This window comes from Staphylococcus sp. HMSC071G07 (genome assembly GCF_001811435.1).
Lineage (GTDB): Bacteria > Bacillota > Bacilli > Staphylococcales > Staphylococcaceae > Staphylococcus > Staphylococcus pettenkoferi.
This window is the reverse complement of sequence record NZ_KV804750.1, coordinates 356674-379006: the sequence shown is the minus strand read 5'-3', so window position 1 is coordinate 379006 and position 22333 is coordinate 356674. Positions and strand designations below refer to the sequence as shown.

At 34.0% G+C, this 22333-nt stretch carries 22 protein-coding genes; 17 read left to right on the top strand and 5 right to left on the bottom strand.

The genetic code is table 11. The annotated features are described in order from the left end of the window. Positions 1 to 222: 222 nt before the first annotated feature. Both HMPREF2802_RS01825 and HMPREF2802_RS01820 read left to right on the top strand, forming a co-directional pair. A complete protein-coding gene (locus tag HMPREF2802_RS01825) occupies positions 223 to 657 on the top strand; it encodes a sugar phosphate isomerase family (RefSeq protein WP_065429116.1) in 435 nt (144 codons plus the stop codon). 117 nt (positions 658 to 774) lie between these two features. Continuing rightward, a complete protein-coding gene (locus tag HMPREF2802_RS01820) occupies positions 775 to 1368 on the top strand; it encodes a hypothetical protein (protein ID WP_070502574.1) in 594 nt (197 codons plus the stop codon). Positions 1369 to 1464: 96 nt separating this feature from the next. Here the strand turns inward: HMPREF2802_RS01820 and HMPREF2802_RS01815 are convergent, their stop codons facing one another. Then, entirely contained in the window at positions 1465 to 2820 is a 1356-nt protein-coding gene (locus tag HMPREF2802_RS01815) for an aspartate kinase (protein WP_070502573.1), read from the bottom strand. Between the two features lie 187 nt (positions 2821 to 3007). On the opposite strand from HMPREF2802_RS01815, the gene HMPREF2802_RS01810 reads away from it, so the two are divergent. Genes HMPREF2802_RS01810 through HMPREF2802_RS01795 form a run of 4 tightly spaced genes read left to right on the top strand, consistent with a single transcriptional unit; the run spans position 3008 to position 7111 of the window. After that, a complete protein-coding gene (locus HMPREF2802_RS01810; protein WP_070502572.1) occupies positions 3008 to 4288 on the top strand; it encodes a homoserine dehydrogenase in 1281 nt (426 codons plus the stop codon). A gap of 5 nt (positions 4289 to 4293) precedes the next feature. Next, positions 4294 to 5355, top strand: coding sequence for a threonine synthase (gene thrC, locus HMPREF2802_RS01805; RefSeq protein WP_070502571.1), 1062 nt, complete (start codon positions 4294 to 4296; stop codon positions 5353 to 5355). 1 nt (position 5356) lies between these two features. Continuing rightward, positions 5357 to 6274, top strand: a complete 918-nt coding sequence (gene thrB, locus HMPREF2802_RS01800; protein ID WP_070502570.1) for a homoserine kinase — start codon at positions 5357 to 5359, stop codon at positions 6272 to 6274. A 27-nt stretch (positions 6275 to 6301) separates the two neighbouring features. Continuing rightward, positions 6302 to 7111, top strand: a complete 810-nt coding sequence (locus tag HMPREF2802_RS01795) for a Cof-type HAD-IIB family hydrolase (protein WP_070502569.1) — start codon at positions 6302 to 6304, stop codon at positions 7109 to 7111. Between the two features lie 146 nt (positions 7112 to 7257). Here HMPREF2802_RS01795 and HMPREF2802_RS01790 read toward each other — a convergent pair whose 3' ends face one another. From HMPREF2802_RS01790 to rpmG, 3 genes are all read right to left on the bottom strand, one after another. Further along, positions 7258 to 7572 (bottom strand): hypothetical protein, encoded by a 315-nt coding sequence (locus tag HMPREF2802_RS01790; protein ID WP_002472044.1) that lies wholly within the window; start codon positions 7570 to 7572, stop codon positions 7258 to 7260. Between the two features lie 166 nt (positions 7573 to 7738). Next, on the bottom strand, positions 7739 to 9184 hold the full coding sequence (locus HMPREF2802_RS01785; protein WP_002472051.1) for an amino acid permease: 1446 nt from the start codon (positions 9182 to 9184) through the stop codon (positions 7739 to 7741). A 305-nt stretch (positions 9185 to 9489) separates the two neighbouring features. Further along, positions 9490 to 9639 carry a 50S ribosomal protein L33 gene (gene rpmG, locus HMPREF2802_RS01780; RefSeq protein WP_002472026.1) on the bottom strand — a complete coding sequence of 50 codons (150 nt, stop codon included), beginning with the start codon at positions 9637 to 9639 and terminating at the stop codon, positions 9490 to 9492. A 302-nt stretch (positions 9640 to 9941) separates the two neighbouring features. On the opposite strand from rpmG, the gene rpsN reads away from it, so the two are divergent. Both rpsN and HMPREF2802_RS01770 read left to right on the top strand, forming a co-directional pair. Further along, on the top strand, positions 9942 to 10211 hold the full coding sequence (gene rpsN, locus HMPREF2802_RS01775) for a 30S ribosomal protein S14 (RefSeq protein ID WP_002472011.1): 270 nt from the start codon (positions 9942 to 9944) through the stop codon (positions 10209 to 10211). A 122-nt stretch (positions 10212 to 10333) separates the two neighbouring features. Next, complete coding sequence (locus HMPREF2802_RS01770; RefSeq protein WP_277952497.1) at positions 10334 to 11314, top strand: CAP domain-containing protein; 981 nt, start codon at positions 10334 to 10336, stop codon at positions 11312 to 11314. A gap of 238 nt (positions 11315 to 11552) precedes the next feature. Here the strand turns inward: HMPREF2802_RS01770 and lexA are convergent, their stop codons facing one another. Beyond that, positions 11553 to 12176 carry a transcriptional repressor LexA gene (lexA, locus tag HMPREF2802_RS01765; protein WP_002472065.1) on the bottom strand — a complete coding sequence of 208 codons (624 nt, stop codon included), beginning with the start codon at positions 12174 to 12176 and terminating at the stop codon, positions 11553 to 11555. A gap of 143 nt (positions 12177 to 12319) precedes the next feature. On the opposite strand from lexA, the gene sosA reads away from it, so the two are divergent. The 9 genes from sosA (at position 12320) to sbcC (ending at position 22284) form a co-directional block, all read left to right on the top strand. Then, entirely contained in the window at positions 12320 to 12586 is a 267-nt protein-coding gene (gene sosA, locus HMPREF2802_RS12215) for a DNA damage-induced cell division inhibitor SosA (RefSeq protein ID WP_040806597.1), read from the top strand. 103 nt (positions 12587 to 12689) lie between these two features. Continuing rightward, a complete protein-coding gene (locus HMPREF2802_RS01755; RefSeq protein WP_049405136.1) occupies positions 12690 to 12941 on the top strand; it encodes a DUF896 domain-containing protein in 252 nt (83 codons plus the stop codon). A 113-nt stretch (positions 12942 to 13054) separates the two neighbouring features. Next, the gene (tkt, locus tag HMPREF2802_RS01750) at positions 13055 to 15043 is read left to right on the top strand and encodes a transketolase (protein ID WP_070502567.1); all 1989 of its coding nucleotides are present in this window, start codon (positions 13055 to 13057) and stop codon (positions 15041 to 15043) included. A 202-nt stretch (positions 15044 to 15245) separates the two neighbouring features. Then, positions 15246 to 15485: a YneF family protein gene (locus HMPREF2802_RS01745; protein WP_049405131.1), complete on the top strand. Its 240-nt coding sequence runs from the start codon at positions 15246 to 15248 to the stop codon at positions 15483 to 15485. A gap of 202 nt (positions 15486 to 15687) precedes the next feature. Continuing rightward, the gene (locus HMPREF2802_RS01740; RefSeq protein WP_002472069.1) at positions 15688 to 16155 is read left to right on the top strand and encodes a CcdC family protein; all 468 of its coding nucleotides are present in this window, start codon (positions 15688 to 15690) and stop codon (positions 16153 to 16155) included. 160 nt (positions 16156 to 16315) lie between these two features. Then, the gene (locus HMPREF2802_RS01735; protein WP_070502566.1) at positions 16316 to 17029 is read left to right on the top strand and encodes a hypothetical protein; all 714 of its coding nucleotides are present in this window, start codon (positions 16316 to 16318) and stop codon (positions 17027 to 17029) included. A gap of 102 nt (positions 17030 to 17131) precedes the next feature. Next, on the top strand, positions 17132 to 17911 hold the full coding sequence (locus HMPREF2802_RS01730; protein ID WP_083307571.1) for an OmpH/Skp family outer membrane protein: 780 nt from the start codon (positions 17132 to 17134) through the stop codon (positions 17909 to 17911). Between the two features lie 216 nt (positions 17912 to 18127). Then, positions 18128 to 19255, top strand: coding sequence for an exonuclease subunit SbcD (sbcD, locus tag HMPREF2802_RS01725; protein WP_070502565.1), 1128 nt, complete (start codon positions 18128 to 18130; stop codon positions 19253 to 19255). A 2-nt stretch (positions 19256 to 19257) separates the two neighbouring features. After that, positions 19258 to 22284, top strand: a complete 3027-nt coding sequence (gene sbcC, locus HMPREF2802_RS01720) for an exonuclease subunit SbcC (protein WP_070502564.1) — start codon at positions 19258 to 19260, stop codon at positions 22282 to 22284. Positions 22285 to 22333 lie beyond the last annotated feature (49 nt).

Below are 22333 nucleotides of genomic sequence, written 5' to 3'. Positions count from 1 at the left end.
AATACGCTAAATAATTTCATATTGAATTGGTTAAATTATATCATATCATAAATATCTAAAAGAAAATATTTTCAATCAATCATTATGAACTGAAGCTGACTATCAATTTAAGCTTGACCAATTTGACATGTTATACTGACATCAATTTGATAGAATTGTACCCATTCACTACTTTTATAAAAAATAACGAGGTGCTCAACTGTGATTATAGGCGAAAGAAACATGAACCAACTTACAAATTTAATATCCGATAGCTCGGTAATTGCATTCGATGATCATCCACTTAGTTTAGCCATTATTGATCATTTAGAGCAACAAAATAAAAAGATTTCTGTAATAACATTTTCTACCGATGTCATCAGTCATACCGTAAAATACACTAACCACAATATAATTTTTTCCAATGCGAGAGTGGAGCGATCTCAACATCGTTTAGTGGGAGATGAAGTTGGAACAACATTTCAACATTATTTAATCGATTATTATTTTTGCAGTATACCTTATCTATATAAAGATGCTTTATACCAATCAGACAGTGATATAGCTGCTCTTCAACTACAATTACTTAGACAGTCTCGTCACACCGTACTTGTTAATCTTCCTAACTTAATCTCATCAATAGACAACTATAGTTATATTATGAATTTAAATAATTAAGCATGTTAATAATTATCCAAAGAAAGTTATAGTTTTGTAATATCAGAGTCATTGCTATTCAGTTGCGATGTGGTTTATAATAGGATTTATGGAAACGTTTTCTTTGGAGGTGAAGATTTGTCGAATAAAGAACTAGGTAACGCTCAATCGCTCGTCAATGCTTTGCTTGAACAGTGCAAAGAGTTGTTTAAATTTAATGGTGAAGTAGCCAAGCAATTATTTTTAAATGATAGTTTTAACATAGCAGATAAGGTCGATATTAGTGTAAACCGTAAGTATTTTACTGAAGTGATTAAATACATACCCAATCAATATGTTATTGAGTTTCATGATGATACCAAGGTAAGTACAAGCCTTCGTGAAACGACATTTAACACAATCACACATGCGAATGTATTTCTTAACGACGAGATGATTCTCACTGTGCTCGTTTATGACACAATCAACGAAGAATGGTTATTCCGCCTCGATCATAATATTCGCTTTCCTGAAAAACACATCTACTTCCATTCCATAACTTGGGATGTCGATTATATTAAGCCTGAAATAGTACTCATGTATGAACTTCTTGATCCAATTGATTATCATCAGTTACCCAATTATAAGAAAGTGATAGACGCCTTAAGTTATTATCAGTTTGTGCTTTTAAGAGTTGTCGTTGGAGACGAGAGAATTCACCAGGCGTTAATATCTGAAAAGAATGCGATGTAGACACCTTCGTTAACAGTAATCAACTGTCAGCGAAGGTGATTTTATTGATGTATATCATTTTAAGAGTGAACATCGTAACATCACTTGGCTTCTTTATCATTCATGTACGTAGACTTGGTCGTAGATTACTTGTACTGCTTTCTCTGAATCTTCTAGATCTAGTCCAAACATCATGGAAAGTTCCGAAGCACCTTGGTTGATCATTTTTAAATTAATATTTGCTTGGGCTAAGGCTGTTGTAATTTGATTCGCAGTGCCTACAATCCGATGCATACCTTCACCGACTACCATCAATATAGCTAAGTCATGATCGATACTTAATTCATCTACATCACAGTGCTTTCTAATAGCAGTAAGTACTTCATTTTCGCAATGTTTAATTTGATCACTTCTCATAATAATACTGACACTATCAATACCAGACGGCATATGGTCGAATGAAATATTATGATCTTCAAGTATACCTAGTATTTTTCTAGCAAACCCTACTTGTCTATTCATTAAATATTTTTTGATGTGCAAGACCGTAAAATGTTTGTCACAACTAATACCACTGACCACTGTACGCGCATCAATATCACGGTCATGTACAATGCGTGTTCCTGAATCATCGGGGCGATTCGTATTTTTAATAACCACAGGAATACGATGTTTATACAAGGGTTGAAGTGCTTCATCGTGAAACACATTGAAACCTGCATACGAAAGTTCACGCATTTCGCCATATGTAATTTCATCTATAATTTCAGGTGCATGAACGATTGCAGGATTCGCACGATAGATACCAGATACGTCAGTGAAGTTTTCATAAAGGTCGGCTTCAACACCACGTGCTACAATCGCACCCGTAATATCTGAACCTCCTCTAGGAAAAGTGACAATATGATCTTGTTCAGATACGCCAAAGAATCCTGGAATAATTAATTTTTCTTCATAATCTCTTAACTTAAATAGTTGAGCATAGGCCGCTTCTAGTATTTGCGCATTATGCGGTTGATCAGTTACGCGCATACCGGCTTCCATAGGCGAAATATACCGTGTTGGCACTCCACGACTTGTATTATATGCTGCGATGAGTTGCGCGTTGAAATCTTCACCACACGATAATAGAGCATCTAACAAGCGAGAATGTTGATGTTCAAACTGTTGTATATACTTATGCAGTGTAAGTGTGAAGTCATCCAGTAAGTCTGTTTCCATCTTTAAATGGTTAATAATATCTGCGTAACGGGCGATAACCCGCTCAAATTGTTGTTGATAATCTAATTCATCAATAACCTTTTCATATAATTGTAAAATTAGGTCGGTAGTTTTCGTATCCTCAGGATGTCGTTTGCCCGGAGCAGAGACAATCATAATACGTCTTTTATCGTCTGAGTTGAAAATATTAAGTACTTTGCTAATTTGTTGCGCATTTGCAACAGAACTACCACCAAATTTAACTACCTTCATAATAAGACAACCTTTCCAATATTCTGAAATTTAACTCTACTGTTCATTCTTTTACTAAAAAAGCGAAATGAGTTAAAAATTTAGAACTTTACAAAAATTAGAGATGAATTTATACTATACCATATTATAGTATTTCTCAATAGGACAATTGTATTTTATACAAAAACGACATGGGAGGTTACATAGTATGAAAGAATTGAACTTAGCGATTCTAGGACTAGGCACTGTGGGTTCAGGTGTTGTAAAAATTATCGAGGAGAACCATCAACAAATTAAAGATACGATGAACAAGGACTTAAATATTAAAAAAATTCTAGTCAGAGACGTTAATAAATCAAGACCGATCAGTACTGCACGGTATGAATTAACAGATAATATTGAAGATATTATCGAAGATGACAGTATTGATATCGTCATTGAAGTAATGGGAAATGTAAGCCCAACTGTGGATTGGTTAAAGCAGCTCATTCAAAATGGTAAGCACGTCATTACTGCTAATAAAGACTTACTTGCTATTCATTTAAAAGAGCTGGAAGATTTAGCAGAACAACAAGGTGTTGCGCTTAAATTTGAAGCCAGCGTAGCAGGGGGCATACCTATTGTAAATGCTATTAATAATGGGTTAAATGCGAATAATATAAGTAAATTTATGGGAATCTTTAACGGTACATCGAACTATATTCTCAGTAAGATGACGAGAGATCGAGCATCATTTGACGAAGCTTTATCAGAAGCGCAAGAATTAGGGTTTGCTGAAAGTGATCCAACTGACGATGTTGAAGGAATCGATGCAGCTCGTAAGGTTGTAATAACATCTTATCTATCATTTAATCAGGTCATAAACCTTAAAGATGTGACTTGCAAAGGCATTAGCGATGTTTCAATCGGTGATATTCAAGCAGCAGAAGCATTAGATTTCAAGATCAAGCTTATAGGTAAGGGCACTTACGCTAATGGTAAAGTAACAAGTTCTGTTGAACCTACTTTAATTCACAATACACATCAACTTGCTGCTGTTGAGGATGAGTATAATGCGATTTACGTCATTGGGGATGCGGTTGGTGAAACAATGTTTTATGGTAAAGGCGCAGGCAGTTTAGCGACAGGAAGTGCGGTAGTGAGTGATTTACTCAACGTAGCATTGTTATTTGAATCTAAGTTACACACATTGCCACCGCACTTTGAATTAAAGACGGAAGAAACGAAAGAAATGATTGAAAGCGATTCTCCAGTGACGCTCAAGGAGAAAGAAAGTTTCTATGTCGTATTACACAATACAAAGCAAGATATCGACCAGTTAGAGAAGTCACTCAAGCAAGATTTACCATTTCATAAATCATTAAAGGTAGTTAACAGAGATGACGAAACAGTAGCAGTACTCGTTGTAGGAATAGACGAGGCACCTGAGAATATTTTATCAACTAAAGGATATGAGATTGAAAAAATCTATCCAGTAGAAGGAGTTTAATCATTATGGATAAATGGCAAGGCTTAGTTAAAGAATATAAAAACTTTTTACCAGTAGAAGATAATACACCGATAGTCACTTTGAATGAAGGACATACACCTTTGATACATTGTGAAACATTGTCGAAAGAGCTTGATATCAATCTCTATGTAAAATATGAAGGGGCAAATCCTACAGGATCTTTCAAAGATCGTGGCATGTGCATGGCAATGACGAAAGCGAAAGAAGCAGGTAAAAAGGTAGTCATCTGCGCTTCCACAGGCAATACCTCTGCATCAGCAGCTGCCTATGCGGCTCGTGCGGGTCTGAAAGCGATCGTCGTCATTCCTGAAGGGAAGATTGCATTAGGCAAGCTCTCTCAAGCTGTCATGTATGGTGCGGAAATCGTTTCTATCGAAGGTAACTTTGATGAAGCATTAGAAATTGTGCAAGAAATAGCTAAAGATGGTGATATAGAACTCGTCAACTCAGTGAATCCATACCGTCTAGAAGGACAAAAAACAGGGGCATTTGAGGTCATCGAACAACTCGGAGGTCAAGCACCTGATGTCTTAGCCATTCCTGTAGGTAATGCAGGCAATATTTCAGCATATTGGAAAGGATTTAAAGAGTATCATGAGCGCAATCAAACGACACTGCCAACACTTTATGGTTTTCAAGCTGAAGGGGCTGCGCCTATTGTGCGTAACGAGGTAGTCAAACAACCAGAAACAGTAGCAACTGCCATTCGTATAGGTAATCCAGCAAGCTGGAGTAAAGCAACAAAGGCGTTAGAAGAATCACAAGGGCTTATTGATAGCGTTACAGATGATGAAATACTGGAAGCTTATCAAATGATGACGAGCAAGGAAGGCATATTTAGTGAACCTGCGAGTAATGCGTCTATCGCAGGGCTTATCAAATTACATCGTGCAGGTAAGTTAACTAAAGGTCAGACCGTTGTCGCTGTGTTGACTGGTAATGGTCTGAAAGATCCTGATACTGCTATATCGCTTCTAGATAATCCTATCCAACCTTTACCTAATGATCGAGAAAGCATCGTAAATTATATTAAAGGAGTCTTGTGATATGTCAGGAAAGCTTCATTTAGAAATACCGGCTTCAACAGCCAATTTAGGGGTAGGATTTGATTCGATTGGGATGGCACTCAATAAATTTTTGACTTTAGATGTCTCAGAAATTGAAGGTTCAGAGTGGCAATTTCATCATTTTGGTCCTCACATCGAAAGTTTACCAACAGATGACACACACTATATTTATCAAGTGGCTCAACAAGTAGCTAAGAGGTATAACGTTTCCTTACCTGCGCTTGAAATTAAGATGCACAGTGAAATTCCCTTAGCGAGAGGATTAGGCTCTTCAGCCGCAGCACTTGTCGCTGCCCTCTTTATCGCTAATTATTTTGGAGACATTGAGCTATCTCAATATGAGTTGTTACAACTCGCTACTGAATTTGAAGGTCATCCTGATAACGTTGCGCCAACGATCTATGGGGGACTAGTGCTAGGCTATTATAATCCTGATACACGTGTAACAGACGTCTCATACATTGATACGCCGAAAGTAGATATTGTGATTACGATTCCATCTTATGAGCTACAAACTACGGAGTCGCGTAATGCCTTGCCTGACCAGCTCACACATCAACAAGCGGTGCGTAATAGCGCGATTAGTAATACGATGATTAGTGCATTAATTCAGCACAACTATGCACTTGCTGGTAAAATGATGGGACAAGATGGTTTTCACGAACCGTATCGTCAGCATTTAATTCCTGAATTTCGTACTGTTAAAGCGATGGCGAAAATGCATGGCGCTTATGCGACAGTCATTAGTGGGGCAGGGCCTACGATGCTAACGATGGTCCCACCAGAAAAAAGTGGAGAATTAGTCAGAGCTTTGAAAGAAAAATTTAAAAATTGTAAATCAGAACTTGTGACAATTAATGAAGCGGGCGTGAAACAACAAATCATTTATTCAACTTGATATTTATTTGTTAAAGGAGCTAAGTCAATGCAGTCTCGTTATAAAATGATTGTCTCAGACATGGATGATACACTTTTAAACTCAAATCATATGCTATCAAAGGCTACACAAGAATATTTGTTAGATCTTCAACAACAAGGCTATTATATGGTTCTCGCTTCAGGCCGACCTACAGAAGGCATGTTTGAAGTTGCTGATCAGTTACAGTTAGCACATCATCAAAGTTATATTATCAGCTATAATGGCAGCGAAACGATGCGCTATCATGATCGTAAAGTAGTGGATGAAACATCTATTTCCAAGGGTAATTTTGATGAAATTATTGATTTTTGTAGAGCGCAAGACTTATTTATCCTTACTTACGTTGATGGAGAAATAATTTATGAAGGACAGCATGAGTATATGAATATAGAATCAGAACTCACTGGCTTACCAATGAGAAAGGTGCGTGACTTGAAAGAAGATGTGACCGTGTCTGTACCTAAAGTGATGGGTGTAGACTACGTAGCTCGTGTAACTGCTGCTAGACAACGGTTAGGCGAGACGTTTAACAATGAGATTGATTTAACGACGAGTAAACCATATTTTCTTGAGTTTGTTCCTTCAGGAGTCTCTAAAGGAAATGCTATACAACGTTTAGCTCAAGATTTAGGTATTGCAATGTCAGAGGTTATTGCATTCGGAGATAGTATTAATGACATATCCATGCTTGAAGTTGCCGGTCAAGGTATCGCTATGGATAACGCGCGTGATGAAGTTAAGAGGGTTGCGGACCGGACGACATTAAGTAATGATGAGGACGGTATTGTTCACGCATTAAAGACAGTGCTTGAATAAGCACTAAGATATCTACCTAGTAGAATGAGAGATTAAATTTGGGATAGTAAAAATAACACACCCCGTTGTATTCAGTTGTGACAACACTGATACTTCGGAGTGTGTTTTTTTATAGGTTGAATATCTGTTTTATTAAAGCAATTAATCTATTTCGCTGTATGTGTCCATTCTTTTTTACCACGATGACGCTTAACGTGAGCATAAACTTGATCGGCAGCATAATCAAGATTTGTATAAACAGTTATTGAAAATGCGGATTGATTCTCTTCAAAAGAGGCTTCGAGAAATAGATCTTTTAAATGTTCGAAAAGATTCTCCATTTGCTCATGTGTTAAACTATTATATTCTCTTAATGTTCGCTTAATTAAACGTCCTTTTTGTTCTTCAAGTGACTGCACGACAATGACAAAACGTTCTTCTGTCTTCATAACATCATCAAATAGATTCGTCTGACCAACCATATACTCCACCTCAATCTTCATTAATACCTATATTAATTATACTATAAGTGGTACCAAGATAAAATATAGAGTATAAAGTATGTAGTGAAGTGATGAATAGATAAGCAGAAAGAAACATCCCCACTAGATAATTATCTATCAAAGCGTGGGGATGCGAGACATCTATTTAAGATTTAGAAGGTGGATCGAGTTGAATATCTTTTAATTTGACGATGTGTGTTTTTTTAACTAATTTATGAGCAAAATAAATAATTGCAATAATAATCATTGGCAGGAAGTTACGTATGATTCCCAAAATATCACCGGCCATTAGGGCACCGAATGAATTGCCTATAAATAAGAATAACAGCGTACAAATCACAATGATGGGCCCTAAAGGATAGAGTGGAGAGCGATATGGTAAGACTTCTTTAGGAGACTTACCTTGCTTTTTAATCGCTAAACGTAACCGAATTTGACTCGCGATACTTGAAGCCCATACCACGATGATTAAAGAGCCAATGATGTTGAGTAAACCAAAGACAATACTAGATTTAAATTGCGCAATGACGATAATTAAGAGAACGATGATTGATGTGACAACAATTGAAACAATCGGCAACTTAGTTACTTTATTCAACTTACCTAATAATTTAGGTGCTTGTCCATCTTCAGAGAGTGAGAATAGCATACGACTCGTCGTGTAAACACCTGAATTTGCTGCTGATAAAAGTGATGTGAGTATAACGGCGTTAATGACCGAAGCGGCGAAAGCGATGCCGACTCTATCAAAGACGATGGTGAAAGGACTTTGGCTTACCGATTCATGTTTATTCAATAATAACGGATCAGTATAAGGGATAATTGCAGAAATAACCGCTATAGAAAGTACGTAGAATAATAATATACGCCAGAATACTTGTTTAATCGCTTTAGGCATGGATTTATCAGGATGTTCAGACTCACCCGCAGTCACGGCGATGACTTCTGTTCCACCCACTGAGAAACCTGCGACCAGTAGAACTGCTAAGAATCCAGAAATACCACCAACGAATGGTGCTTCATCTACTGTATAAAAATTAAGCCCATAAGTTTTACCACCTAAGACACCTAAGATCGTTAATATCCCTACAATAATAAAAACAAAAATAGTAATAACTTTGATTAACGATAACCAGAATTCTGTTTCTCCAAAGGCTTTGACCGAGAAAATATTAAGTAAAAATAATAAAACTAAAAATATGATACTCCAAGTCAAAGGGGAAAAGAAGTGAAAAGTGTCCCAGTAGTACAACACATTGGAGGCGATAATAATATCGACACTCGTAACGAGCGTCCAAATTGCCCAATAAAGCCAACCCATGGTGAAGCCTAAAGACTTATCAATAAAACGTGTGGAATAAGAACTAAACGAACCAGATACAGGATAGAAAGTAGCTAATTCGCCAACACCAGTCATCAAGAAGTAAAGCATAACTCCGATGATTAAATACGCTAATATCGCACCACCTGGTCCTGCTTGAGAAATAACGCTGCCTGTTGCTACGAATAGTCCTGTTCCAATTGCGCCACCTATCGCAATCATAGAAATATGACGCGAGCTTAGTCCTCTTTTCATATTATTTTGTCCCATAGCATGTCTCCTATGTCGTTTAAATTTAGATAATTAACATTTTAAGCGTTTTGTGCAAGACAAGCAATAAGTTTTGATATATAACCTAAGAAATTGATTGTGAGAGGTTAGTGAAGAGAAGTGGAATTTTGTGTTATAGCTGAAAAAGAAAGAAAGTTGAACTCAATATGAAATGCAGAGTGAGGAAGTCAATTAACTCTAGAAGATAGTTAAGATTAATTGTTCTACCTCAACATCTATTCTTAACAATAACGCTATTGAGCACAACTTTAGTGTCGTATTATCAAGACATAGCACGTAAATGATTATTTAGTTTCACGGTGTAAAGTATGCTTGTTAAGTCTTGGACAATATTTCATCATCTCGATACGTTCTGGATTATTACGTTTATTCTTTGTAGTGATGTAGTTACGGTCGCCACATTCAGTACAAGCAAGTGTGATATTGACGCGCATATTAATCATCCTTTCTTATTTTAAAATAGTAGTAATGTTTACGATTTAGAATTATATCACGGTCTGATGATGAGTGCAATATGAAACGAGACAGAAATGATATCTTTAGTTTGATTAAATGATTTGTTTAGACGATTAACGTAGAGGCTTAATCTTAGTTTAGATAATGACGTCACTCATTAATATTTCAGCTAGTGATAGAAGGTTAAGTTAAATCAGTGAAATAAATCATTTGCAAAAGAAAAATTCTATGCTAGTATTAAAACGTAATAATTACGATTTAAGAAAAGAGGTAGAAAATAATGGCTAAGAAGTCAAAAATAGCAAAAGAACAAAAACGTGAAGCACTCGTAAACAAATATTACAACTTACGTAAAGAGTTGAAAGCGAAAGGAGATTATGAAGCATTAAGAAAATTACCGAGAGATTCCTCGCCAACACGCTTAACACGACGTTGTAAAGTGACAGGCAGACCTCGAGGTGTATTGCGTAAATTTGAAATGTCACGTATTGCGTTTCGAGAACATGCACATAAAGGTCAAATACCTGGGGTTAAAAAGTCAAGTTGGTAATAATTTACAACCGACAAGAAAGGAATTACTATGTAAATAACTAAATTTAATTTCCTATTATAAAAATATGTGTAAGGTAGGTGCTTATAATTAAAAGGTTATTTTCTTATGTCGTTCTTCTCTTGTTACTTGTATTGATTATCCCTTTCAAAGAGCCAGACTTTTTAACACAACTCCATGACAATGCTCAAGCTAAGTTAGAGAAATGGACACGATCAACCTCAGTAAGCAATGAAGCTTTAAAGGTACCAAGTAAGCAGGAATTTGCAGTCAACAACATTCAACTTAACATGACGCAATCAGAGGTAGAGAACAAATTAGGTAAAGCGCAACGTACAACGAGTAACGAATACGGAACTAAATGGTATGCGTATCACGACGCGCATTATAAGAACTTTGTTATGGTAAGTTATTTAGATCATAAAGTTAACGCTTTATATACGAACCAAAATTTAATTTCTTCTAAGCAAAAACTTAAATATGGTAGCCCTAAGTCTGTAGTCAGAGATAAATTAGGCGATCCTATTAAGTATAAAGAAAAAAATCATGTTAGATATGAAGAAAATAATGATGGTTATGATACATTCCATAAAGATAATATCTATACGACAGTATTTTATGATAAACATAACCATAATAACGTGACGGCATTACTTCAAGTTAGCGATAAGATGGAACAACGTTTGCAGTCTAGATACGGGCAACCTTCGTCGCATCTTGCTCGCGGCTTTGAACAACAGAACTTTGATTTGATCAATGCTGAGAGAGCACAACGCGGTTTAAATACATTAACGTTTGATGATGATATCGCTACAGTGGCTCGAAAGCACAGTAAGGATATGGTCGATAATAACTACTTTGATCATACTAATAAATCAAATCAATCACCATTCGACCGTTTAAAACATGATGGTATCAGTTTCAATGGGGCTGGTGAAAATATCGCTTCTAGTCAGCAAAGTAGTATTTATGCGCACCAAGGTTTAATGAATTCATTAGGTCATAGAAAGAACATCTTGAGAAAAGAGTTTAAAAATATCGGTGTAGGCGTAGATTTCAATGACGGAGATCAACCTTATTGGACTGAAAACTACACGTATTAAACTGAGATTTATTGAATGTTTGAAAGTGACGAACAAGGGTAAGTAACTTCTGTGAGGATGAGTAAAATATGTCTAATAAACAGAAACAGCAGACTGAAGATATTTTAGATAAAATTAAAGATGTATTAGATAAAAAAGACGATTAAAAGGGAGTTAGGCTAGGCTTAGCTCCCTTTTAATCGTGTATAATGAAACGTCGTAAATTATTTAGATGAGAGTGTCATGGAAGTAACGTCATTTACATTTCTCTAAATAATCCTACTACCTTTCCTAATACGCTTACTTGGTCTAAATATATTGGATCCATTGTACTATTCTCTGGTTGTAAACGATAACGTGTTTTTTCTTTAAAGAAACGTTTAACAGTCGCTTCTTCATCTTCTGTCATCGCTACAATAATATCTCCATTTTCAGCTATAGATTGGCTGCGTACAATGACTTTATCGCCGTCTAAAATTCCAGCCTCTATCATACTATCTCCTACGACATTTAATATGAAGATATCGCTATTATGTGTTGATGTAAAATGTTCAGGTAATGGGAAGTACTCTTCGACATTTTCGACTGCTGTTATAGGTACACCCGCAGTAACCTTACCAATTACAGGAACTTGTATTGTTTCTTCAATATCAATAGCATCTTCTAATTCTTCATTAACAATTTCAATGGCTCTCGGCTTTGTTGGGTCTCGTCTAATATAACCCTTTTCTTCTAATCTTGATAAATGTCCATGTACTGTAGAACTAGAAGCAAGTCCAACTGCTTCTCCTATTTCACGAACACTTGGTGGGTAACCTTTGTTCTGTACGACATACTTGATAAAATCGAATATTTCACTTTGACGTTTAGTTAATTCTTTCATTATAGGCACTCTCCTAAATAGGTTTGAGTCAATTATAGCATGCTTTATAGCCTTTTACAAACGTTTGTTCGTTTAAGTGTTGACAGAGAACTTATGTTCTGGTAAGTTATTAATACAAACAAACGTTCTAGGAGTGAGAGTAATTGACTTTGATAAATAAATTTCATTTAAGTCCTTATATTGCGGTGTTTATTGCTACTGTAGTCCTTTGTACTATATTTTTTATTAGCGCAAATGTAAATGGAACAACGGAACAGACGTACGAAATGACGGATCATAGTATTTCTAGCTCTACGGCTCAACACGAACAAGAAAAGCGAACTGAACATTTAAAAGCTCAAGATGACTTACCGAGTCAATATAAAGAAGATGAAAATGTCTCTAAACCTTTAATTGCTAAAGCAAATTAATATATCATATATTAGGAAGATGAAGAGTGAGCGAAACTGTTTTAGTTTGGCTCACTTTTTTGGTATATTCTTCGTATAAATTCGTCACCTAAGGAGGTTAATTATGTCAGGTAAAGATAGTCTTAATATCGAACGCATTAATGAATTAGCTAAAAAGAAAAAAGAACAAGGATTAACTGAAAAGGAAAAGAAAGAACAAGAGAAATTACGTAAAGAATATTTACGTTCATTTAGAGAAGGATTTAAGAAACAAATTGAAAATACAAAAGTGATAGATCCAGAAGGTAATGATGTAACACCGGAGAAAGTCAAAAAAATGAGAGAACAAAATCAAGATTCTGAGAAGAAAGATTAATTTAAATTAATAGTGAAAGTGCTTATATTACTAAAAGGTGAATCTTTTGTTAAGCTATTTTCAATTAAGTTATAATAATTGATAAGTAGATGTTTAGAAAGGAAGTCATATAGATGTTTAACGAACAAGATCAATTAGCTATTGATACAATTAGAGCACTGAGTATAGATGCAATTGAACAAGCTGGCTCTGGACACCCAGGCCTACCTATGGGTGCAGCGCCAATGGCATATACATTATGGACACGTCACTTAAATTTTAATCCCCAATCTAGTAATTATTTCAACAGAGATAGATTCGTTCTATCAGCTGGTCACGGTTCAGCTTTACTTTATAGTTTACTTCATATTTCAGGTAGCTTAGAAATGGAAGAAATGAAGAACTTTAGACAGTGGGGCTCTAAGACACCTGGGCACCCTGAATTTAAACATACTGAAGGCGTAGAAATTACTACTGGTCCGCTAGGTCAAGGATTAGCTATGTCAGTTGGTATGGCCTTAGCAGAGAAACATCTTGCTGGTAAATTTAACAAAGATAACTATGATGTTATAGATCACTATACCTACGTTTTAGCCTCAGATGGTGACCTCATGGAAGGCATTTCTCACGAAGCAGCATCGTTTGCTGGTCATAATCAATTAGATAAACTAATTGTTCTTTATGACTCAAATGATATTTCATTAGATGGTGACTTAAATAAAGCCTTCTCTGAAGATACTAAACAACGCTTTGAATCATATGGTTGGAACCACATCTTAGTTAAAGATGGTAATGACATTGAAGCGATCGATGGGGCAATACAACAAGCTAAAACTCAACAAGGTCCAACAATTATTGAAGTTAAGACAATCATAGGATTTGGTGCTACAAATAAACAAGGAACACATGGTGTTCATGGTGCACCTTTAGGCGATGATGAAAGAAAAGTAGCGTTTGAAAATTATGGTTTAGATCCTGAAAAACGTTTTAATGTACCAGATGAAGTTTATCAAATCTTTAAAGATACGATGCTAAAACGTGCGAATAGTAATGAAGATGAATGGAACAAATTAGTTGAAGCATACTCAAATGAATATCCTGATTTAGGTGAAGAATTCAAATTAGCTATTAGCGGTAAATTACCATCACAATATGAACAAGAGTTACCTCATTTTGATAGTGAGCATAACGCAGCTTCACGTGCTGATTCTGGTGAAATTATTCAAGCACTTAGTAAAAGTGTTCCTTCATTCTTTGGTGGTTCAGCCGACTTAGCTGGTTCAAATAAATCTAATGTTAAAGAAGCCATAGATTTTGACAAAGATCATCCTGAAGGTAAAAATATTTGGTTTGGTGTACGTGAATTTGCTATGGGTGCAGCGGTAAATGGTATGGCTGCTCACGGTGGTATTCATCCTTATGGAGCGACGTTCTTCGTGTTTAGTGACTACTTGAAACCGGCATTAAGACTTTCAGCGCTCATGGGATTAAATTCTACATTTATTTTCACTCACGATTCTATTGCTGTCGGTGAAGATGGACCTACACATGAACCAATCGAACAATTAGCTGGACTTAGAGCCATTCCTAATATGAACGTGATTCGTCCGGCTGATGGTAACGAAACACGTGTAGCTTGGCAAGTCGCATTAGAATCTGAATCTACACCTACTTCTCTAGTATTAACACGTCAAAACTTACCAACATTGGATGTAGATCAACAAGATCTTGAAAAAGGTGTACGCAAAGGTGCTTATGTTGTGTATGAATCAGAACAAGAAGTAGAATACTTATTATTAGCATCTGGTTCAGAAGTAAGTCTTGCTGTTGAAGCAGCTAAAGATTTAGATGCTCAAAACAAAGGTGTCCGTGTTCTTTCAATGCCTAACTGGCACGCATTCGATCAACAAGATGAAGCATACAAAGAACAAATCTTACCTAAGCATATTACTAAACGTGTAGCGATTGAAATGGCTTCCTCCCTAGGTTGGCATAAATATGTCGGTACAGAAGGTAAAGTCATTGCTATTGATGAATTTGGTGCGAGTGCGCCAGGTGGTTTAGTAGTTGAAAAATATGGCTTTACTAAAGAAAATATCCTAAACCAAATTCAAACATTCTAAGTAATAATTAATTAATCTTTGCTTTTTTATAGGAGTAGAGTATAAATACTGTTATGTTCTACTCCTTTAAAAAAAGCATGTTTACAATATCTCACCATAGTTGGTATACTTTAAAAGTTAGTAACAGTAGATTTGAGGATAATCTTGAATTAAATCTATTTATTTAGTAAAATGCAAACGGATAAAGAAAGTGGGTGAGATTATGGCAACATGGTTAGCAATTTTATTAATTGTCCTTGCACTCATCATCGGTTTAATTGGCGGTTTCTTCTTAGCTAGAAAATATATGATGGACTATTTTAAAAAGAACCCACCAATTAATGAAGAAATGTTACGTATGATGATGATGCAAATGGGTCAAAAACCTTCACACAAAAAAATAAATCAAATGATGACAATGATGAATAAAAACATGGATAGCAAGATGAAAAAAGGTAAATAATTTGCATAAAAGGGCTAGAAGCGTATGTATTGTGTCGCTTTTAGCCCTTCTTCTTTCTCATTATGTCAGAATACGATGTAGACATTTTAAATAGGACGTCATATGTTAAAAATTAACTCATTAAATTTACTGATATTAGAAGGTGTTAGTGGTATAATGTCGACTATGAATAAGTCATAAGTGTATAAAAGAAGGTGTAAACGTGCTTTATCTTATATTCTCCATAGCTTTCGCCTTTTTAATGGGTATTGCAGTTATTATCATACGAATGAAAGCTCAGAAATTTCCAGTTAATGAAAAGAAAATAATCTTACCACCTTTCTTCATGGCAACTGGTGCATTAATGTATGTCGTTCCTTACTTTAGACTCACTGGTATGGAAATTCTAGAATCAATAATACTTGGCGTGATTTTTTCAAGTGTATTAATTTGGACATCCAAATTTGAAGTTCAAGGCAGTGAGATTTATATGAAGAGATCTAAAGCCTTTCCAATTATTTTGATTAGTTTACTAGTAATAAGAACTGTCATTAAGATTTTTGTTAGTAATACGATTGACCCAGGACAGCTCGCAGGTATGTTCTTTTTATTAGCTTTCAGTATGATTGTACCTTGGCGTTTAGCAATGTTATATAGATTTAAAAAGTTACAAAAACAAATGATTCGATAATATTAAAACCGTTTATCTTTAATTAGGTAAACGGTTTTATTCGTATAAAGTCGAACTTTTTTGAATTAATTTCCTAAAAAGTATTATCATTTTATTGAATTTAAGTTATCATCTATCATGGAAATATTATTCCAAATAGATATAGCGGAGGATTTATATTATGAAGAAATTTTTAGTATTAATTTTATCTACTATTTTTATTTTAGGGGCTTGTGGCCAAAGCAAGAGTGATAAAAAAGGGAAGACAGTTAGTTTTACTGACCAACTTAATAAAGGTAATCATGTAGTATTGCTCTATGAAGATAGCGATGATGAAATAGATAAAGATCAATATTTAGACGGTATTGCAAATATTGAAGATGGAAAGGCTACTTTGTATAACTTTAGAGAAAAACATATGAACGTTGGGGAAGCTGAGAAAAAAAGTGATAAAGATTTAGTTAAAATGGCAAAAAAAGAAGATAAAAAGGCGTTCAAAGATGCTAAACGAAAAAAAATTGACCTTTACGAAAATTTAAGTTCTTCTGATGATGACAAATTTAAAGAAGATAATAAGAAAGAGTTAAAAGAAGCTAAAAAATTAAAATACAAAGAACCCAAAAAACAAACGATGACTACTGAAGTGAAAGCGGTGAAAGGTACTACAAAAAATTCTAGAATAGAAACTTCAAAATTCGATGATGATTCAGATGATGAAATAAACGATATTATATTGGATTATAATAGTTATCTAAATGAAGAATTTAATAGTGTATGTAAACCTAAAAAAGTTGGTTCTACTAAAATGATTGGTGTAGTTAAAAAAACAGGTAGCGGAGATAATTTACACGCAATTATGAGAAGCGACTATAATGTTAGCAAAGTCACTCTATAAAGGATGTCTTGTGAACTATTTTCCTATATAATGTGGGTAGAGCAATAGTATTGTATGTTAACTAACTCTATTAGTACATCAATAAAATAGAGGAGAATGATTATGAGCAATCAAGATTTAAAAAATTACCCACAAATTTTAAAAATTGAAGATGATGGGAAAATAATCGCTCTAGATAAAAATGGTAGAGTGAATACTGAACTTAATACACACACTATTAACGATAATGAAGAATATCGAGTATTTGGCAGATTATTATATGATGATTATCGCAGAAATAGCATGAGTCGCTATGAGAGAAACAAAGAAACTTACGATGAGGATCGTCGGATTCAAAGTCGACCAGAAGATTACTATACTGACCGTGATCGTGAACGCGATTGGCAACAACGTGATGAGATTAATAAACGAAAGTCAATGACAAAATGGCTAAGTATCGGTTTAATCATCTTGCTTATCGTGGTAGTTATCTTCGTTGTAAAAGCTTGTACAACTCATGATGATCAACAGAATACAAATTCAGATAACCAACAAACAGAACAGAAAGAGCCAAGTAACGAAGATAAAGATTATGTTCAGAAACAATCTGACGATATTAAACAACAAATTCAAGAAACTAAAGATAGTATCCAAAACAACAAAGAAGATACTCAGTCTAAATTAGACCAACTTAAACAAAAGATTAATGATTTGAAGTCTAAAACTAGTGATGAGCAGTCTCAAAAAGTAGCGAATGATTATCAAGATACTGCCGATAATCTAGATAAAGCACAACAAGAGAGAAACAACGGAAATGAAAGCAAGATGCAAGAAGAGTTAGATAAAGTCAATTCTAAACTCGATGAGATTAAGAATAAAATATCTGAGTGGTTTAATAAATAAAAGTTCTCAAATTTAACAAGCCACTGCATCTCTAACTTAATATATGAGAAAGAGTAGTTCTTTACTTTAGTCCAAGGTGATTTAAAGTGAGGCTACTCTTTTTCTATATTTGTTGGCTGAGAAATAGTGTAAAATGAGCCACTCAAATTACTTGCTATGATTTAGAAATTGTAATATTATAAAAGAGAACAAACGTTCTGTATAGGAGAGGTTGAAATGAAGATAGTACACACTGCTGATTGGCACTTAGGTAAAATTTTGAATGGAAAGTCATTGTTAGAAGACCAAGAATATATATTAAAACAGTTTGTAGAAGAGATGAAAGAAGAACAACCTGAGGTAATCGTCATCGCTGGCGACCTTTATGATACAAGCTATCCCAATAAAGATGCAGTAAAGTTACTTGAACAGACAATTGCTGAATTAAATTTAGAATTAAACATTCCGTTAATTATTACTAATGGTAACCATGATGGTAAAGCGCGATTAAACTATGGAGCAGAGTGGTTTAGTAAATCTAATTTACATATTAGAACGTCATTAGAAGATATCAAGAAACCGATTATTATAAATGACGTTAACTTCTATACATTACCTTTTGCAACACTCGCTGAAATTAAAGACTTCTTAAACGATGATGAAATTCAAACATACCAACAAGGTATTACTCAATTAATTAACCTTATGACTGAAGATCTAAATAGTAATGAAATTAATATACTGATTGGGCATTTAACAGTTCAAGGAGGCATACGTTCTGATTCAGAAAGAGAAATAACAATAGGTACAGTTGAAGAAGTTAATGAGCGTTATTTCGAAAGTTTTGATCGCGTACTGCTAGGTCATCTTCATCACCCATTTAGTATTAATTCTGAGTATATCCAATATAGTGGTTCACTATTACAGTACTCATTTTCAGAGGTGAATCAATCCAAAGGATATCGTATTATTTCAATTAAGGATAACGAGATTAAAGGTTATTTTAAAAAATTAGATCCTCAACGTGAATTAGAAATTGTGACTGGGGACTATGAGGACGTGGTTCAAGAACGACTACTTGTTAAGAATAAAAATAACTATATGCAGTTTCGATTAAGCCATATGTCTCACGTTACTGATCCTATGTCCATATTAAAAAATATATTTCCTAATACTTTATCCCTAATTAATAATGAAATGAATGAGCAACTTAATCAATTTGAAGTTGATCATACAATGCATCAAAAAAGTGACTTTGAAATCATTAATGAATTCTATCGACACGTCACAAATCAGTTATTATCCGACAACCAATCTAAAATGATTACCGATGTGCTTGAAGAAATCGATAAAGGAGAGTATTAATTATGAGACCTTTAAAGCTAACAATGAATAATTTTGGTCCTTTTATTAAAGAACAGATTGATTTCACACAAATAACTAACAATCAACTGTTTTTAATCAGCGGTAAAACGGGTTCTGGTAAGACGATGATTTTTGATGCGATGGTATATGCGCTCTTTGGCGAGGCTTCTACAAAAGATCGTGACAAAGGAGATTTGCGAAGTCACTTTGCTGATAGAAATGAGGCATTAAAAATTGCTTTCGAATTCAAGCTAGGTACAGAAATTTTTCGAGTGGAAAGACAAGGGAAGTTTACTAAAGAAGGTAATAAATCTGAAACACCTGGACATCTGACTGTTTATAGAAAAACAAATAATGATTATGAGCTAATTGAGAGCACGATTAAAGATGGTAATAAATTTATTAAAGAAAGACTAGGCGTTAATGCTGATCAATTTAGACAATTGTTTATCTTACCTCAAGGCGAATTTAAAAAATTCTTAGTTTCAAGTAGTTTAGAAAAGCAACAAATTTTAAGAACACTTTTTAATAGTCAAAGATTTGAAGTGATACAGAATACATTAAAGGAAAATGTGGATCAAGTACGCCAACAAATTGATGATTTATATCGAAAGTTCCAAGATAATTGGGACGATGTTAATGATTTTAATGATGAAGATTTGCAAGCTTTAAAAAACATTGATGCCAATCAAACGAAGCGGATTGTTGAGGCTATTAAAAGTTTTGAGCATCGAGCGAATGATATACTAACGCACTTGTTTCATAATAAAAATGAACATGAAAAAACACTTAATCAACATTTAAAGATATTCGAAGAACAAAAAACACTTTCACAGAACTATAAAAAGCTATCAGAATACGAAAATCAATATAATAAATTGTTAGAAAGAAAAGATGAAATAGCTAAGATTAAACAATATTTAAATGAAATTAATGAAGTTAAATTGCTATCACAATATATGAAACAGCATAAAAGCGTATCTAAAAAGATTTCTGATAGTCAAATGAAAATAGATGAAGCTAAAAATAAATCGAAACTACAAGAAAAACGTATTCAAGAATATGAAGAAAAATTAAATTCACTTGAAGAACAAAGTGACTACTACAAGCATATTGAAACCTTTCTAACTGAAAACAAGTTGTTCTTTAAAAATATTGACTCCTACCAACAAGCCTATAAGAACATAAATGAATTAAATGAAAAAATTACCGATTTAAAAAATGAACAAAATGAGGTCAATGTTAATTTAGAAGAGTTGGCGCTTAATATCAAAGATAAAGAACTTAACTATGAGATTATAAATGATTTCAATAACGATATTTATCAATTAAAAGACCAAGAAAGACTTGTTACACAAGAGATTGAAGAGAATTCTCAAAGAGAAAATTTAATTGGTTTACTTTCGAAAGAAAAGAAACATTTAGAAAAAGTAAATAAAAAACTAGAAGAAAATTTCAAACATACGCAAACCAATTTATTGAATTTAGATTTTGATAATTATGAGAAACTCGTTTCAACTCTTCAACAGCAAGTGACAATAGGAGACACTTGTCCTATATGTGGGAATGAAGTTACTGATTTAAGCGAACATATTGATATCGACCAAATGAAAGAAGATCAATTTAAACAGGAGCAAATTGCAAAACAACTTAGTGAATTACAGGAGAAAAAAGGTAAATTATTAAATAGTATTGATAACATTAATCAAGAATTACCTAAGTTAGCTCAGTCTAATAAAACGATGGAAGATGTTCAGAGCTTAAAATCAATGAGAGAAAATCTCGAAGCACGTTTAAAGAAACAAAAGCAACACAATCAGTTTATAGAAAAACAAAAAGAAGAACAGGAAAAATTGGTGAATAAACAGCGTAAAATCGAAACAGACTTACTCAATTTTAAACATCAATTTAAATCAGAAGAAACTAAAATCAATGATTTCGAAACAACGACAGAATACACTGACATAGAACAATTTAAAGAAAGTTATCAATCTCATCAAAGTGATTTAGAACAATACTCTAAACAGTTTAATGATACTAAGGACCATGTTAAGGAGGAGAAACAACAACTTGAATTAACTCAAAATAATATTAAGTATCTCAATGATACTTTTGAAAACTTACAACAAGAAAAGCAAGAATTAGATGAGCAAATTAGCAATGAAATGACACGAATTGGTTTCGAAACCCAACAAGAAATTGATGAAGCTGTTGATAAAACAAAATATCAAACTCGATATGAACAACAGGTTGAGAGTTATGAAAAAGAAAAACAATCTCTTGAAGGCATCATTCAAAATCTTAAAGAAGACTTAAAAGATAAGAAACAATTAGATTTAATAGAAGTTGAAGAGACCTATCAGAAGAGTAAACAACAATTTAATGAAATTGTAGAGAAGTATAATCATCACACGTATAAAGTAGAATTTAATAATCAAAAATTCAAAGAAATTAAAGCAATTGTTAATCAGTTAGATAATGAATTACAAAATCAAACCGAAATGATACAGCTATCTGATGTCATAACAGGTAAAAATGCAACGAAATTAAAACTTGAGAATTATGTACTTATTCATTATTTAACTCAAATATTAAGCCAGGCTAATAAGAGATTATCTTCAATGACTGGCGAGAGATACCAACTTGTAAGAAAACAATCTGTTTCGCAAGGGTATAGTGGCCTTGAAATTAATGTTTTCGATGCGCATTCTAATAAAGAGAGACATGTTAGCACTTTATCAGGAGGAGAAACTTTCCAAGCTTCTTTAGCACTTGCGCTCGGTTTGAGTGAAGTTGTGCAACAAGAATCAGGGGGTATCGCTTTAGAGTCCATCTTCATTGACGAAGGTTTCGGCACTTTAGATCAAGAAACACTTGATACTGCGTTAGATACCTTAATAAACTTACAGTCTACAGGTAGATTGGTAGGTATTATCTCTCATGTTTCTGAATTAAAACAACGTATCCCACTTATTTTACAAGTTACATCTAGTCAGAGAGAAAGTTACACGAAGTTGATTAAACAGTAATAGAAAAGAGAGGAAATCGCTTATTGATTTCCTCTCCAATATAAATATA